General features: G+C 43.7%; 16 protein-coding genes and 1 riboswitch. All 16 genes read right to left on the bottom strand.

Translation table 11 applies throughout. The features are described from left to right. Nucleotides 1-10: 10 nt before the first annotated feature. The 16 genes from hisIE to feoB all read right to left on the bottom strand — a co-directional run bounded on the left by hisIE (nt 11) and on the right by feoB (nt 16,710). Complete coding sequence (gene hisIE, locus OCV54_RS03170; RefSeq protein WP_015534908.1) at nt 11-1,285, bottom strand: bifunctional phosphoribosyl-AMP cyclohydrolase/phosphoribosyl-ATP diphosphatase HisIE; 1,275 nt, start codon at nt 1,283-1,285, stop codon at nt 11-13. A 17-nt stretch (nt 1,286-1,302) separates the two neighbouring features. Next, nucleotides 1,303-1,905 (bottom strand): imidazoleglycerol-phosphate dehydratase HisB, encoded by a 603-nt coding sequence (hisB, locus tag OCV54_RS03165; protein ID WP_015534907.1) that lies wholly within the window; start codon nt 1,903-1,905, stop codon nt 1,303-1,305. Nucleotides 1,906-1,942: 37 nt separating this feature from the next. Then, entirely contained in the window at nt 1,943-3,235 is a 1,293-nt protein-coding gene (gene hisD, locus OCV54_RS03160) for a histidinol dehydrogenase (protein ID WP_055144485.1), read from the bottom strand. A gap of 214 nt (nt 3,236-3,449) precedes the next feature. Then, nucleotides 3,450-4,100: an ATP phosphoribosyltransferase gene (gene hisG / locus OCV54_RS03155; protein WP_055144488.1), complete on the bottom strand. Its 651-nt coding sequence runs from the start codon at nt 4,098-4,100 to the stop codon at nt 3,450-3,452. A gap of 58 nt (nt 4,101-4,158) precedes the next feature. Continuing rightward, nucleotides 4,159-5,409, bottom strand: coding sequence for an ATP phosphoribosyltransferase regulatory subunit (gene hisZ, locus OCV54_RS03150; RefSeq protein WP_055222614.1), 1,251 nt, complete (start codon nt 5,407-5,409; stop codon nt 4,159-4,161). Between the two features lie 132 nt (nt 5,410-5,541). Next, nucleotides 5,542-6,075, bottom strand: a complete 534-nt coding sequence (locus OCV54_RS03145; RefSeq protein ID WP_015534905.1) for a Holliday junction resolvase RecU — start codon at nt 6,073-6,075, stop codon at nt 5,542-5,544. Next, nucleotides 6,076-7,080 carry an RluA family pseudouridine synthase gene (locus tag OCV54_RS03140; RefSeq protein ID WP_055222613.1) on the bottom strand — a complete coding sequence of 335 codons (1,005 nt, stop codon included), beginning with the start codon at nt 7,078-7,080 and terminating at the stop codon, nt 6,076-6,078. Between the two features lie 6 nt (nt 7,081-7,086). After that, nucleotides 7,087-7,656 carry a hypothetical protein gene (locus OCV54_RS03135; RefSeq protein WP_015534904.1) on the bottom strand — a complete coding sequence of 190 codons (570 nt, stop codon included), beginning with the start codon at nt 7,654-7,656 and terminating at the stop codon, nt 7,087-7,089. A gap of 60 nt (nt 7,657-7,716) precedes the next feature. Continuing rightward, nucleotides 7,717-8,484, bottom strand: coding sequence for an SDR family NAD(P)-dependent oxidoreductase (locus OCV54_RS03130; RefSeq protein ID WP_015534903.1), 768 nt, complete (start codon nt 8,482-8,484; stop codon nt 7,717-7,719). Beyond that, a complete protein-coding gene (locus OCV54_RS03125; protein WP_055144493.1) occupies nt 8,481-9,866 on the bottom strand; it encodes an RsmF rRNA methyltransferase first C-terminal domain-containing protein in 1,386 nt (461 codons plus the stop codon). Before OCV54_RS03125 ends, OCV54_RS03130 begins: the two co-directional genes overlap by 4 nt. Before the next feature lie 11 nt (nt 9,867-9,877). Further along, nucleotides 9,878-10,681 carry a GTP pyrophosphokinase gene (locus tag OCV54_RS03120; protein WP_022216499.1) on the bottom strand — a complete coding sequence of 268 codons (804 nt, stop codon included), beginning with the start codon at nt 10,679-10,681 and terminating at the stop codon, nt 9,878-9,880. 27 nt (nt 10,682-10,708) lie between these two features. Continuing rightward, nucleotides 10,709-11,527 carry a tetratricopeptide repeat protein gene (locus OCV54_RS03115; protein ID WP_015534900.1) on the bottom strand — a complete coding sequence of 273 codons (819 nt, stop codon included), beginning with the start codon at nt 11,525-11,527 and terminating at the stop codon, nt 10,709-10,711. Nucleotides 11,528-11,713: 186 nt separating this feature from the next. Next, on the bottom strand, nt 11,714-12,892 hold the full coding sequence (locus OCV54_RS03110) for a phosphoribosylaminoimidazolecarboxamide formyltransferase (RefSeq protein WP_055222611.1): 1,179 nt from the start codon (nt 12,890-12,892) through the stop codon (nt 11,714-11,716). 26 nt (nt 12,893-12,918) lie between these two features. Further along, the gene (locus OCV54_RS03105) at nt 12,919-13,632 is read right to left on the bottom strand and encodes an IMP cyclohydrolase (RefSeq protein ID WP_022216500.1); all 714 of its coding nucleotides are present in this window, start codon (nt 13,630-13,632) and stop codon (nt 12,919-12,921) included. A gap of 112 nt (nt 13,633-13,744) precedes the next feature. Then, nucleotides 13,745-13,840: riboswitch (ZMP/ZTP riboswitch) on the bottom strand. A gap of 108 nt (nt 13,841-13,948) precedes the next feature. After that, nucleotides 13,949-14,104: a FeoB-associated Cys-rich membrane protein gene (locus tag OCV54_RS03100; RefSeq protein ID WP_022216501.1), complete on the bottom strand. Its 156-nt coding sequence runs from the start codon at nt 14,102-14,104 to the stop codon at nt 13,949-13,951. A gap of 116 nt (nt 14,105-14,220) precedes the next feature. Then, complete coding sequence (gene feoB, locus OCV54_RS03095; protein WP_022216502.1) at nt 14,221-16,710, bottom strand: ferrous iron transporter B; 2,490 nt, start codon at nt 16,708-16,710, stop codon at nt 14,221-14,223. Between the last annotated feature and the right edge of the window lie 122 nt (nt 16,711-16,832).

Raw genomic sequence — 16,832 nt, 5'->3', positions numbered from 1 at the left:
ATCCTCCACTCTATCTTCTGTCAGCCAGTTCTTCTGTAATATCTTTCCAGCTGATTCCTCTCTCTACCATCAGACACATGAGATGATAAAGGAAGTCAGATATTTCATATTTTATATCCTCTGAATCAGGATTCTTGGCAGCTATGACTATCTCCGTAGCTCCCTCACCGACCTTCTTCAGGATCTTGTCAATACCCTTGCCGAACAGATAATTGGTATAAGAATCATCTCCTGGCTGATCCTTTCTGTCGCGTATGGTATTGTATACCTCCTCGAATACCTTCATAGGATTGGTATCATTGTACTCCTTTCTCACCAGATCTGTAAAGAAACAAGTACGGCTGCCTGTATGACACGCAGCTCCTATCTGTGACACCTTGGCAAGTATGGTGTCCTTGTCACAGTCTATCGTAAGAGACTTGACAAACTGATAATGACCGGATGTATCACCCTTGGTCCACAGCTCATTGCGGCTGCGGCTCCAGTATGTCATGCGTCCTGTTCTGATGGTCTTCTCATACGACTCCTTGTTCATATAAGCGACCATGAGCACTTCACCGGTCTTATAGTGCTGTGTAACACATGGAATAAGTCCATCCGAATTGAGTTTGAACGCCTCAAAAGGCATGGACGATTCAAACAGATCCACATCTATATTTGCCTCACGGCAATGCTGTTTAATCTCCATTATATCCATCTTCTGGAGATTGTACAGAGAAATTGATTCAGCATTTGTCTCATTGAGCATCTCTGCCACAGCTTCCCCGTTAGTGGAATAGGTAGAAACTATAACAGGAAGTGCAACATTTTCTCTTATGGATTTTACTATATCCAGATATTCCGGCACCATGTTGTTGTGAAGCAGCAGAAGTTCTCCCGCTCCAAGCGTCTTCAGTTTTCTGGCATATCCGACAGGATCATCACACTCACTAAGATCTATAGTACAGATTATTCGCTCTGAACCAAATCTGTCAGAAGCCTCAGTGACAAGCTCCGGCGTGTTCAGCGCCGCAGATTTCATACATACCTTGGATGCACCTGCATACAGAAGCTTCTTGACATCTTCAAGCTCCCTCACACCGCCACAGGCAATAAGTGGAATATCAACACTGTCACATATCTGTCTTATAATGGCAACATTGGGTTCTCTGCCATCTTTTGTTGCCTTGCTGTCAAAATAAGCTATCTCATCAGCTCCGGCATCATTGTAATATTTTGCCATCTCGACCGCATTGTTCAGATCCAGACATGGAATTATCTTTTTGCAGATCATATCATTATCCATAGTGAACCAGCACCTCCTTAAAGTGTGCCCTTGGTAGAAAGCACCTTTCCGTTTAATCTTCTGTCATAAGTTGTCGCCTCATCAAGAGCCTTCGCAAATGCCTTGAATGCGGCCTCTATGATGTGGTGATCGTTCTCCCCTGAGAACTGCTTAATATTGAGATTCATCTCAGCAGCGTATGATACTGCATAGAAGAATTCCTTGACCATCTGTGTGTCGAAGTATCCAACCCTCTCTGTGCGGAGGTTCAGATCATAGACAAGATATGGTCTTCCCGACAGATCTATGGCACACATTACGAGAGTCTCGTCCATCGGCAGGAAGAAATTGCCAAATCTCTTGATGGCCTTCTTGTCTCCAAGAGCCTCCTTGATGGCCTTGCCCAGCACAATTCCCACATCCTCAATGGTATGGTGACAATCCACATACAGATCTCCCTTGACTGTAACGTTGAGATCAAAGAAACCATGCTTCGCAAAACTTGTGAGCATGTGGTCAAAGAAACCGATTCCTGTGTCGATCTTTGACTGTCCTTTTCCATCTATATTAAACTCGAGGGTTATGTCTGTCTCGTTTGTCGTTCTTGTACATTTGGCGATTCTAGCTGCTTTCTCTGCCATATCCCTGTCTCCTTCCCATATTCTATATCATTATGTCTTATTTTTCAAATCTTACTGCTATTGAATTGGCATGTGCTGTGAGCTGCTCAGCCTTGGCAAATGCTTCAATGTCAGTGTGAACTGCCTCAAGTGCCTCTCTTGAATAGTAGATTATGCTGGATTTCTTGATGAAATCGTCTACTGAAAGCGGTGAGAAGAACTTTGCTGTACCGTTTGTTGGAAGTACATGGTTAGGGCCTGCAAAGTAATCTCCAAGAGGCTCTGATGAGTATTCTCCGATAAATATAGCTCCAGCATTCTTCACTCTTGTCATCACGTCAAATGGATTGGCTGTGACGATCTCGAGATGCTCTGATGCAATGTCGTTGACAGCATCTATGGCATCGCTCATGTTGTCTGCAAGAAGAATATATCCATAATTGTCTATAGACTTTCTCATTATCTCTTTTCTTGAAAGCTCATCGATGAACTTGTCAACCTGAACTGATACCTTCTCGGCAAGCTCCTCTGATGTGGTCACAAGTATGGCTGATGCCATCTCGTCATGCTCTGCCTGTGACAGCAGATCTGCAGCCACGTATCTAGAATTGGCAGTCTCATCGGCAAGTACCATTACCTCTGATGGGCCGGCTATGGAATCTATGCTGACATGTCCGTATACGGCACGCTTTGCAAGAGCGACAAATATGTTTCCAGGGCCAACTATCTTGTCAACCTTAGGTACTGACTCTGTTCCGTATGCAAGGGCAGCTATGGCCTGCGCGCCGCCTGCCTTGTATATCTCATCCACTCCTGCTTCCTTTGCTGCAACGAGTGTTGTGGCGTACACCTCACCCTCAGCATTACATGGAGTTGTCATGACTATCTTCTCAACGCCTGCAACCTTTGCCGGCATAACATTCATCAGAACTGATGAAGGGTAAACAGCCTTTCCACCCGGAACATAGACACCTACAGATGCAAGTGCTGTAACCTTCTGTCCGAGAAGAGTTCCATTTGGCTTGGAGTCAAACCAGCTATACTGCTTCTGCTTCTCATGGTACTCCCAAATGTTCTTCTTGGCTTTTCTGATAACGTCAAGGAGCTCAGGGCTGACCTGTGTATATGCGTAGTCTATCTCTTTCTGTGTAACCTTGACATTTTCTGCTGTTATATCTGCCTTGTCGAACTTCTTTGTGTATGAGAAGAGTGCGGCATCGCCGTTATCTCTCACATCGTCAACTATTTCCTGTACAGTCTCTGCATAGTTACCGAAATTACTTGGACTTCTCTTCAGAAGATTCTTCAGAAGATCCTTCTTTGTCTCTGCATTAAGCTTTACGATTCTCATCTCTGTTATGCCTCCGTGTGATTATCAATTTGTTATATTATAGGTCGTCGTGCGTGAGCGCGATGACCTGCGCATGCCTCAGCGTGCTTCATTATATCATGATTCGCACCTACGGTGCTTTCCGTTGCTTTCGCAACTATCATGATCCAATTCGCCGCTCGCCAATCATGCAAGCATGTTGGCTCACTTGCGCTCATTATATCATCTATATATGCTACTTGTTCTCTTCCTTTATAAGTCTGTTGAGATCTTCCAACAGCTTGTGTATCCTCTCATTCTCCATCTTGAGACTTACCTGGTTCACAACCATGCGGGCTGAGAGTGGACAAACTTCCTCAAGCACCTCAAGTCCGTTCTCCCTGAGTGTGCTTCCTGTCTCAACTATATCTACGATCACCTCTGAAAGTCCAACTATAGGAGCGAGCTCCACTGAACCATTGAGCTTGATTATCTCAACTGTCTGGTGCTTACGGTTGTTGAAGTAATCCTTTGCGATCACCGGATACTTACTTGCAACTCTTATGATCTCATTCTTCTTGAGAAGCTCTCTGGCAGATGCCGGTCCGCATACACACATGCGGCACTTTCCAAAACCGAGATCCATGACCTCATACAGGTTTCTTCCCTCCTCAAGTATTGTGTCCTTACCTACAACGCCTATATCGGCCGCACCATATTCTACATAAGTAGGAACATCTGTGGCCTTTGACAGGAAGAACTTCATCTTAAGCTCCTCGTTCACAAATATAAGCTTTCTTGTGTCGGGATCCTTCATCTCCTCACATGTTATACCTATCTGTTCAAGCAGCGCAAGTGTCTTTTTTGCAAGTCGCCCCTTAGCAAGGGCAAATGTTAAATATCTCATCTCTCCATAACCTTTCATCTAATTCAATCTATTCTCAATCAAGCCGTAAAAGTTTCTTCTATAAATTGCCATCCCACTTGGAGTGTGATCGGCTTATCAGATCGTATGCCACCGCATCGCCTGACTGTTCAAAATATATAAGGCCTGAGAAATGCTCTCTACCCGCATACTCGATATAGTCATCAACCGATTTCTTCTGTGACTTTCTTATGAGCTCTATCTTGCGTCCCTCACTTCTGAGCTTCATACCGGCCTTGATAGCCTTGCCCTGATTCTCTATATCATAGAGGATGATCGTGTTTGAATAATCCACATCTATGTCTATATTCTGTCTGTTCATGGCCATTATGAGCTCCTCAACAGTGAAGGCAAAACCGATAGACGGTGCATCCTTTCCAAACTGCTTGAGAAGATTATTGTAACGGCCGCCCTTGACAACAGCATCACCGGTTCCATAAGTATATCCGCGGAATATGATTCCTGTATAATAGTTGTATCCGTCAAGCATACCGAGATCAAAGCTTATGTGATCCTGATATCCGTAGCACTCAAGGGCTGCATATACTCTTCTGAGCCTCTTCACAGCCTCAAGTGATGTCTCATTTGACACATATCCCTCAGCCTTGTCAAGCATGGATATTCCGCCGAACAGAGAATCAAATGCAACAAATGCTTTCTTAAGAGAGTCACTTATATCAAGTGCATCCACATACTCCTCAAGTCCGAAAAAGTTCTTGATATGGATGTACTCTTTTATCTGATCCTCCTCGTCCTCACTGATACCAGATTCAGCAACCAGACCCTTGAAGTAGTCTATCTGGCCTATCTCTATCTGGAAATCACTGATCCCGATCTCGTTGAAGCAGTCTATCACAGTTGCGATTATCTCAGCGTCAGCAGCGGATGAATCATCATTTACAAGCTCGGCACCGATCTGTGTGACCTCCTTGAGTTTTCCCTGAAGCTTGAGTGTGTTTGTATAGGTATTGCCTGTATAGCAGAGTCTGACAGGAAGTTCCTCATCTGCATAATACTTTGCAACACATCTCGCTATTGAAGGTGTTATATCCGGCCTGAGCACCAAAGTATTGTTGTCCCTGTCAAAGAACTTGTACATCTCATTGGAAGGTGCTGAACCCTTATCTCTGTTAAATATATCAAAAAACTCAAATGTAGGTGTCTCTATATCGTGATAGCTGTATAACTCCAGAATATGATGGAGTTCATGCATAACCTTTCTCTTCTTCCTACATTCTACATCGTAGGTGTCTCTCACTCCATCCGGGGTCTGTAACAGTTTGTCCTGCATAATCATATCTCCTTGTCAATTAAACTTTGCCATGCTTCACGTTCTTTATTTTTACTTTATCGCATTAAAGTGATAATTTGCTACTTTGGTAGCATGTCAACGTGCACATTATATTAAAGCGGATTGTATTTGTCAACCTCTATCATCAAGATCCCTGCTTAGAGGTTCAAGATAATGTACCAATGCACCACCCTTGGCTCTTATAAAGAAATTGGGATCAAGTTCATTGTACTTGAAGTTGTTGACATGCCCATTCTGGACTCTCTCAAGATACCCCTTAAGCTCCTCGAATCTCATATAATACAGTTCATTTCGTCCCGAGAACATTATGATAAGGAAGCTTACACCGTTCTGTCTCTCGAAATCCTCCATGAACCTTATCTGATGCTCATGAATGTTACGCATTGTAAATGTATCAGTGGCACATTCCTTTGCATCGAAACATACCGGAACTCCCTGGACAACACCTATATAGTCGACGGTTGAATCCTTCTCGAAATACGCCAGGGTGATCTGGCTGCTGTCCTTGTCAATCTTTATCGGCGTGATAGGTGTCGGGATCTTCTGGACCAGCGCGAGGTTCTTCTGTCTGTAATATTCATTTGTGTTGTTTATCATATCCTCCAGTGTGGAGCCACGAAGCCCTCGCGAATTCCATGTAGCCATCTATTCAAACAAATCCTTTTCTATTCTTTTATACATATCAGGCTTGAATGCTGAGAAGCTCTTGCCCGTCAGATAATCCAGTCCACCGACAACATCGGTAAACTCCACCTCGCCGCAGTGCAGAATCTGGTTTCTAAGCTTGTATGTCTGTCTGAAATGTATGTTTGTCTCCCTGTCACCATACTTCTGGTCACCGATCACCGGATACCCCATGTGCTGGAGCTGTGCCCTTATCTGGTGAGTCTTACCCGTTATGAGCTTTACCTTAAGCTCTGTATATTTTCCATTTGTTCTGACCGGCTGGAATATGGTGTGGATCTTATCATAGTCCAAGTCCCCGGCAGCCCTGCGTATCTCCTCCACGCTGTCACGTATTGTCACAGTGTTCTTCTTATCATCCTTCACGAGATATGCCGTAATATCCTGCGTCTCTGTCATATTTCCCTTGACTATGGTGTAGTAATATTTGTCTATGCGTCTCTCCCTTATGATCCTCGAAAGCTCCTGACTTCCCATAAGTGACACTCCACACAGAACAAGGCCGGAGGTATTCCTGTCCAGCCTGTTGCATACAGAAGGCTTGAAGGTTCTGAGCTGAGTCTCAGTTATATACTCATTGTCAAGCAGATAATCGATGACACTCTCATTGATCGAGTAATCGTCCTTCGATGCCTTCTGTGACAATACACCCGCCGGTTTATTGACTATAAGTATGTTGTGGTCGTGATATATGATCTCCGGTTTAAACCTGTTTCCACCTGTGGAAGCACCGGCTCTCACGCTGTCATCCCTGAATGATTCTATGGTCTCATCCGACAGATAGAGCTGTATCACATCCCCAACATACACGATCTCATTTCCAACCGCCTTGCCGTTATTAAGTTTTATGTTTTTCTTTCTTATCATCCTGTAGACGAAGCTTGAAGGAGCCTTGTTAAGGTACTTCATGACCAGCTTGTTAAGCCTCTGGCCGGCTTCGTTCTTTGAAATAACTATCTCTCTCATTTTTGTCTATATTCCCAGCTCATATAATCTGTTTCTGATCTTCTCATCGGCACCGACAAATTCATCTGAAGGTGCTTTGATCTTCTCGGCCTTTGCCACAAAACCATCAATGTCTGTGGCTATGATCACAACATATTTTTTCTGGTCTGCCAGAGCCTCTGTAATGATCTTCTTGAGCGCTGCCTCATCAGGTATCTTTTTGCCATATCCACCATTGTAGTAAAACAGCATTCTGCCATCTCTTATGACCGCAGCAGGGAAATACACTATTCCCTCGTACCTGCTTATCGACACATCATATACAAGTGACGGATCTCCAAAGTATGATAACTTCTCAAGTTTAGCGTACTCATCCTTCGTGAGTTCCTTGAACCCTGCACACATTATGTATGCCACAAGCTGTTTTGCAAGCGGCAGGGCGACGAGTATCGGTATGACTATAAATACAGTCTTTCTTGTGTCAAACATAGCCACAGTAAAGAATACTCCGGCTATAACAAACAATCCAAGTACAATGATACTAATAAGAACATTTCTCTTATGCCTGTTCATGTATCCGTGTTGTCCTTTTTCCATATCATCCTCCATTTATCTCTGGTCTGGCTGTAGAGCTATGTCCGCCTGCAGCCCATATATCTACTTCATAAATCTGATCAGCAAACTGTGAGGCAGGTACTTGCTCACAAGTCTGAACGCCTTCATAAGCGGCGAATACACCGATATATCGCTCATATAATACGCGTCAAACAGTGCCTTTTTTACAACCTTCACAGGATCTGCTCTTAGAATCATCTTATACGGCTTGGACTTTGTGTACTTCTGCGCAACATCGAAGAACTCTGTCTTGACAGGTCCCGGGCAGACAGCCGTAACAGTTATCCCCTTTTCCTCAAGCTCTCTGTTAAGTGCTCTTGAAAAGCTCAGCACCATTGATTTGGATGCCGCATATATAGCAAATGATGGCTGAGGCAGAAAAGCTGCAGATGAAGCAAGATTGATTATATTTGAAGGGCCTGACATATATGGCAGAGATATATGTGTTATGGCAGCCAGCGCCCTGCAGTTGAGATTCAACATTCCAGTCACGTCGTCCACTGTCATATTCTCAAAATGGCCTGCTATTCCGTATCCAGCTGCATTTACAAGTACTCTTATTGATGGAGCCTGTCTCTCAAGAAGATTTCTGTAGAACTTGATATCAGTCTCATCGGTTAGGTCAAGCGCAAGTATCCTTACAAGCTTTCCACTTACCGCGTTTATCTCGGTCTTAACCTCAGCAAGCCTGTCTTTTCTCCTTGCTATAAGCCATATCTCGTCGATTGTCCTGTATCGCTGTGCTATCTGAAGTGCAAATTCTCTTCCAATCCCTGAAGATGCTCCTGTGATTATCGCTACCTTTCTCATGACATCATCCTCCATCCCGATAAATATTTGTTTTTTAATACTCCTCTGTTGTTCTTGGCCCACCCGAGCGGATATCCATCCACGCAGACAAGCACATACCCATTCTCTATATCCTGATCATCTTCCAGCTCGACGGTCTCTCCCTTTAAATACTTTATGACCCTTATGTCATCCGCCAAAAAACTCACAACATTGTCAAACTGATCTGACTTGAGATACATCGCAAGTGACTGACTCGGTTCAAATCTGTTCTTCTTGACCTCACCGAGGAACAGTCCATGTCTCAAAAGCCTGAGTCCCTTAACATCAGGCATTCCCTCTGATATATAATAAAGTCTTCCCTTATTTTCCTCTATCCTGTCTGTCTTTATACCCGCAGACTCAGATACATGCTTTATAAATGCGATGAAATCCTCATCCGGCCTGTACGACTTGAACGAGTATGTTGAGTTTCCTCTATATGAGTCATCCTGATCCTTTTCAAACAGAGCTATGAAATGACCTTCGCCCTTCACGTGATGAGGCCACAGTCTTGAACATTTCACAAGCTCAGGATTGCCGGTCTCTCCCCAGGCCGGATTGCCGTCATCAAATTTCTCATATTTAGGAAAATCCACAAGATGCATACTGTCATCTATCGACAGCAGATACTCCACCGACCTCTCATCCTCCTCGGGGGAAAATGTACATGTGGAATAAAGCAGCTTTCCGCCCGGTTTCAACATCTTGCACGCTTCATTTAATATTCCTCTCTGCAGTCCGGCAAAAAGTTCAGTTCCGTTGTTCTCCCATGCAGTCATCATCGATGAAGATTTTCTGAACATGCCCTCTCCGGAACACGGTGCATCTATAAGTATCTTATCGAATGTACCCTCAAATGCCTTTGACAGATTATTTGGAGGTTCACTTACCACACACATGTTTCCTATTCCGAAAAGTTCCAGGTTCTTCAGAAGCGCCTTGGCTCTCGAGTTGCTTATATCATTGGATATAAGTATTCCCGTGCCATTAAGCTTCGCCGCAAGCTCGGTGGATTTGCCTCCCGGTGCCGCGCATATATCTAGTACCACATCTCCATCCTCTATATCCAGAACGCTGGCAGGTGTCATGGCACTTGGCTCCTGTATATAATAGAGCCCCGCATAATAGTATGGATGCTTGGAAGGCGTATACTTCCTGTGATCATAGTAAAAACCATTCTTAGTCCACGGCACAGGCTCCAGCTCGAAAGGACTTATCTTCAGAAAGTCCTCCACGGATATCTTGGATGTATTCACCCTGATTCCATGATACATATCACTGTCAAAACACTTTATATAATCCTCGTATTCATCGCCAAGCTGTATTCTGATCCTCTCGTCAAACGCCTTTGGTAAAGTCATAACAAACTCCTTTATCTTACGCTCTGGGCCTTGTAACCCTCAGCTATTATGTCAAGCTGCTTTGCAAAATTCTCAAGCAGCTCCATATCATCCTTCTTATATATAGAATAAAACTCATCCTGAATCTTCTGGATCTCTCTTGGATTTCCCACCTTGTACAGATTCTGGATATTAACAATGATCTCCGAAACTATATTCGCCTTGATATTGAACGAATTCTGTGCATCCATGATCTCTCCGCGGACATATGACATCTCCCTGTCAAGTGCAACGGTGGCATCCGCAGCGTTCTTGAGCTTCGCCCTTATGTCCTCTGGAATTCCCTTCCTGTACTTGTACTGCAATGAATGTTCTATGGTTGCCCAGAAGTTCATCGCCATTGTCCTTATCTGGATCTCCGCCTGTATGGTGGTGCATCCATTTACCGTATATACATCGTAATCAAGTATGATGTGATAGCTCTGATAGCCGCTGGCCTTGGCATTTGCTATATAATCCTTCTCCTCACGTATCCTCATGTCCTGTCTGCCACGTATAATCTCAACCACCTTGCTGATATCCTCGGTGAACTGGCACATGATCCTGATTCCGGCTATGTCATCCATCTCCTCAACGATCCGGTCCATAGGAATATTCTTCTTCTGAAGCTTATCGATAATACTGGAGACCGTTTTCACCCTTCCGGTCACACTCTCTATAGGTGAGTACTTTCCCATACTCTTGTACTGCATTATTATGTGGTTGAACTTCACGAGAAGCTCATCAACCGCCTGCTCGTAAGGAGACAGTATCTCCTTCCAAAGCTGAATCTCCATATAAAATAACTCCTCCCAATACAAATACTACTGTGACACTCTTGTGCTCAGGAATGTATACTCCTTCTGTCCTTTCTCATAATCCGGATACTCAGACACAAGCTGTCCCGCTATCTCATAAGCCTTATCGTAATCCTCGTTCTTCTCATAATATGTTATCTCAAGCATCAGGAGCTCTTTTCTGTATATCTTGTCTCCACTGTCAAGTCCATTTGTAATATATGCGATCGCAGACTCCATATCACCGTTATTCAGATAATATGAACCGTACATGGCATATACATACGAGTTGAATCCAAATGTCTGGACATATTTTTCATAGCTCTCAAACATCTTATCGGACTCATCAGTAACTGCGTAGCATGTTCCTATGTACATATAAAGCTCCGGATATGTCTCCGCCTGCTTCAGAAGAACATCGAGAGCACCGCCATAATTTCCCTGTGAGAAATCACTGAGTGCAGTTGCCAGTTCCTTCAGATCTTTTACATTTGATCCGGTAAATGAATCCTGTATCAATTCGTTGTATGTATTTGCGGCCTCTGTGTACTGCGCGCTCTTGAGATACGCATCAGCCAGATACAGCTTTATATTCTGATCCTTTTTCTTTGAGAACAACTGATTCTCTGCCAAGGCATTGTCAAATGAATCTATTGCCTCCTGATACGAACCTGACTTGTAATATTTTACGCCCTGATCGTAAAGTTCATCCTTCTGTGACACTATTGCCGATATAGCGTATGAGATCAGCAATACAGCCACACACGCAAGTATCACCAATGCAAAAATTAGTTTATAGTTGATCTTTCTTCTCTCTTTAAATATGCTGCGTTTACGTCTAGACATATGTTATCTCCTTTGAATCACAGTATTTTTATTACACGGCATAGCTACCGCAGTTTATACATCATTTTATATTAGCACAATCCAACAAATATATAAAGTAAAAAAGCGGCTTTGCTGATTTTCATCAGCAAAACCGCTCTCAATTCTTCTATAAATACAATATCTGACGCCGACAGGTCTGGCAGATTAGTGATGGAATAATCTGATTCCTGTAAATACCATGACCATATCGTACTTGTCAGCACACTCGATAACAAGATCGTCACGAACTGATCCGCCAGGCTGTGCAATGTACTTGACACCGCTCTTGTGAGCTCTCTCTATATTGTCTGAGAATGGGAAGAATGCATCTGATCCAAGGACAACATCTGTGTTCTGCGCAAGCCATGCCTTCTTCTGCTCTGCTGTGAACACCTCAGGCTTAACCTTGAATCTCTTCTGCCACTCGCCTTCCTTAAGAACGTCCTCATGCTCATCACCCATGTATACGTCGATGGCATTGTCTCTGTCGGCTCTTCCAAGTCCGTCAACAAACTGAAGTCCCATAACCTGTGGTGACTGACGAAGGAACCAGTTGTCTGCCTTCTGTCCTGCAAGTCTTGTACAGTGGATTCTTGACTGCTGTCCGGCTCCGATACCTATAGCCTGTCCGCCCTTTACATAGCATACTGAGTTGGACTGTGTATACTTGAGTGTGATGAGCGCGATCTTCATATCGATCTCAGCCTGCTCTGGAAGATCCTTGTTCTTTGTAACAAAGTTTGACAGAAGATCCTTGTCGATCTTGAGCTCATTTCTTCCCTGCTCAAATGTAACACCGTATACCTGCTTTCTCTCGATCTCAGCAGGAACATAGTTCTCATCTATCTGGATGATGTTGTAATTTCCCTTCTTCTTTGCAAGAAGAAGTTCCATAGCCTCATCTGTGTATCCAGGAGCGATAACACCATCTGATACCTCTCTCTTGATAAGGCGTGCTGTGTCTGCGTCACATACATCTGAAAGTGCGATGAAATCGCCGAATGATGACATTCTGTCAGCACCTCTTGCTCTTGCATATGCGCATGCAAGTGGTGAGAGCTCTCCGAGATCATCTACCCAGTAGATCTTTGCAAGTGTATCTGTAAGTGGAAGTCCAACTGCAGCGCCTGCTGGTGAAACATGCTTGAATGATGTTGCTGCTGGAAGTCCTGTTGCCGCCTTGAGTTCCTTTACGAGCTGCCATCCGTTAAATGCATCAAGGAAGTTGATGTATCCAGGCTTGCCGTTTAAAACCTTAACAGGAAGATCACTGCCATCCTCCATATATATTCTTGATGGCTTCTGATTTGGATTACAACCGTACTTTAACTGAATCTCGTTCATGATCAAATATCTCCTTTATTCTTTAATTACTTATTCTTGTTCACGATCTTTGTCTCATACTCACCTGTTGCGATGTCAATATATCTGACGAACAGTGACACCTTGTTGTCCTCATTGAGGCTGTTCCATACCTTGTCTGTGAACTCATCGATATCACCGGATATCTTAACCCACTTTGGCTCACCCTCAAAGCTTGGGAGCGGATTGCCATCATGCATATATGTGTGAATGAAATGTCCCTCACCGGCTACAGGGTTCTCGTATGAGAATGTGTATCTGTTATTTGCAGCAGGGTTGCCGTTGTTGCTCTTAAGTATGGACATTGAATAGTCGAACACGCCATTCTTTATGTGCATGACACCTGAGATTCTAGGTGTGTAGTTAGGGCCGTCAGGCTCAAACTGTCTGCTTCTGAGTGACTGCTCAAATGTGAGCTCATCGTCAAGTCCGTCATATATAGTGTCTGTCTGATCGCCATTTGTAACTATAGTCTTGTTGCCAAGAACTCTTACAGGTGCATAGATGATAAGGCTTGGATCCTCAAGCTTTGATGGATCAAACGCCTCTGTTCTGATTCCTTCGCCCTCTGTCACAAATACTCTGTTACGGCTGTTTGAGCTTCTTCCCATGATGAAATAAGCTGTCACTGCCTTCTTACCATCCTCGGACACACCGATAACGATTCCGCGTCCTGGATATGCATTTTCACTAAGTTCCTTCTCAAGTGATAACATTTCCATTTTCTGTTGTACCTCCATGTCTTTTCTCGTACCTGTGAGCTGATGTTATGCTGCAAAGCATCCTAAAAAAGAAAGCCAGCCACCTGCGCACACAAATACATGTCTTGATATATTTGCTTGCCCAGGCGGTCGGCTTGTCTTAACAGTACACTCCCTGTAGGTAATTCCTACCAGCCATCGGCTGTCTCCGCCAGTCGTGTACCAACATGTTTTTATAATATAGTAAATTCTTCCTTATTGCAAGCACATTGTAAACAAATGTGCGCCGTAATTTTTTACGACGCACATTCTATTTAAAACTACAACTGTTATTTAATTAGAGCTTGTGACTACATCCGCCATGACAGTTCGAACAGTCGCCACCACATATGTGTTTGCCCTTTTTTCTATCCTTTACCATACCTCTGACAATGAAGAACACCATCAGAACGATTATGGCCGCCACAATGATTGTACCAAGATACTCTGACATAAGTCACCACTCCTTTTATATTATATGGAGCAGACGCATTTAAATGCGCTTACGCGCGGCGTCTGCGTGCTTCATAAGGATTCCTCCCACTTACGTGGGTCCCTCCTTATGAAAAGTTAAGCGTTGAGGAACTCCTTGCTTGTCTTTACCTTCTTGTTTGGATCCGGACGGAACAGCATGAAGAAGAACAGAACAACAAGTGCAATTGCTACTACTGACCATACACCGAATGTACAAGCTCCTGTGAATAGACCTGCGATTCTGTATACAACAAGTGCTACAAGGTAAGCAAATCCACACTGATATCCGATTGCGAACCAGAACCACTTAGCACTGTTCATCTCTCTCTTGATAGCACCCATAGCTGCGAAACATGGTGCGCAGAGAAGGTTGAATACAAGGAATGAGAATCCGCTTGCTGTTGTGAATGCGCCTGCAAGTGCCTGGTAAACTGTACCATCTCCACCACCGTAGAGGATACCCATTGTACCAACGATGTTCTCCTTTGCAACAAGACCTGTGATAGATGCTACAGTTGCCTGCCAGTTACCCCATCCCTGTGGAACAAAGATCCAAGCGATCGCATTACCGATCTTTGCAAGGATACTGTAATCGATCTGGCTCTCATCAAGCATCTGGAATGAACCATCAACAAATCCAAAGTATGTTGTGAACCATACAGCGATTGTTGAAAGTGTGATTATTGTACCAGCCTTCTTGATGAATGACCAGCCACGCTCCCACATACTTCTGAGTACAGAACCAACTGTTGGGATATGGTATGGTGGAAGCTCCATAACGAATGGTGATGGATCTCCGGCGAACATCTTTGTCTTTTTAAGTATTATACCAGAACATATAATTGCTGCAATACCAATAAAGTAAGCACTTGTTGCAACTATTGATGAACCACCAAATATAGCACCGGCGATCATGGCGATAAATGGAACCTTAGCACCACATGGTATAAATGTTGTTGTCATGACTGTCATACGACGGTCTTTCTCATTCTCAATTGTACGTGAAGCCATGATACCTGGCACACCACAACCTGTACCTACAAGGATAGGTATGAATGACTTTCCTGAGAGACCGAACTTTCTGAAGATACGGTCCATGATGAAGGCGATACGTGCCATATATCCACAGTACTCAAGGATTGCAAGTAAGATGAACAGTACGAGCATCTGAGGTACGAAACCAAGTACAGCACCAACACCGGCTACAATACCATCGATGATAAGTCCATGTAACCAGTCTGCACATCCAATCTTGTCAAGTCCTGCAGAGATGAGATCTGGGATTGAAGGAACAAATACGCCATAATCAGCAGGATCAATCTCTGCCATCTGTGTCTCGTTGAAGTAATCAACTGCATCAAGATATGACATTGCGTTTGTTGTCTCTTCGTCAGCATTTGCTGGAACCTCTGAGTAGTATACATCGATATCGTATGTATCGAGTGTCTCCTCATCTTCCATCTCATACTTAACGCTTGCCTCTGTGTTTGTGTTTGCCTCGATAGCTGCCTTTGTGGCATCTACATCAACAGCATCCTCGTCATCTGTTACGAGTACGCCGTATGCATCGAGTGCTGTTGTTGCTGCATCATAGTCACCTGATGCATCTTCATAAGCTGAGCTTCCGATGCCGAAGAGATGGAAACCATCGCCGAACAGGTTATCATTTGTCCAGTCTGTGCACCATGCACCTACTGTTGACATTGCTATATAATATACGAGCCACATGATGAGAACGAATATAGGAAGTGCAAGGATACGGTTTGTTACAACACGGTCGATCTTATCTGATATTGTAAGCTTCTGTCCCTTTGCAGCCTTCTTTACACACTTGTCAATGATTGATGAAATGTATGAATATCTCTCACTTGTGATAATACTCTCTGTGTCATCATCGAAGTCATCCTCAAGCTTCTTGATCTCTGCTGAGCAATCTGGAGCATTCTTCATCTGCTCTATGATCTTGCTATCCTTCTCGATGAGCTTGATTGCGAAGAATCTCTTTCTGTTCTCCTCCATGTCAAGCTTAGTGCTTACGCTCTCGATTGCAGCCTCAACAGCCTCATCAAAGTTGTGAACTCTTTCATTTGCTGTCTTGGACTTTGCTGCTGCGATAGCCTTCTCTTTAACCTCGTCAATACCGGTACCCTTAAGAGCTGAGATCTCAACGACCTCACATCCAAGAGCTTCCTTCAGGTTCTTGATGTTGATGGAGTCGCCGTTCTTCTTTACAAGATCCATCATGTTAACAGCCATGACAACAGGGATTCCGAGCTCAATAAGCTGTGTTGAGAGATAAAGGTTTCTCTCTATGTTAGTACCATCGATAATGTTGATAATGGCATCAGGATATTCTTGAATAAGATAATTTCTGGCAACAACTTCCTCAAGAGTGTATGGAGAAAGTGAATAGATACCAGGAAGGTCGGTTATGATAACATCCTTGTTACCCTTAAGCTTACCCTCTTTCTTCTCAACTGTAACACCTGGCCAGTTACCTACGTACTGGTTAGCGCCAGTTAAAGCATTGAATAATGTTGTTTTACCGCAGTTAGGATTTCCTGCAAGTGCAATCTTTACTGACATTGTTTACCCTCTTTCCTATTGTATTGTGCAAACGCATTTAAAGGTGCTTACGCACGGCGTCTGCGTACTTCATATTAGCCTTTTCTATCATATGTTAGCATATACTAACGTATGAACAAAAA

The sequence above is a fragment of the Coprococcus aceti genome (assembly GCF_025567285.1).
GTDB classification, from domain to species: Bacteria; Bacillota; Clostridia; order Lachnospirales; family Lachnospiraceae; genus Coprococcus; species Coprococcus aceti.
This window is presented reverse-complemented; position numbering and strand designations above follow the sequence as displayed.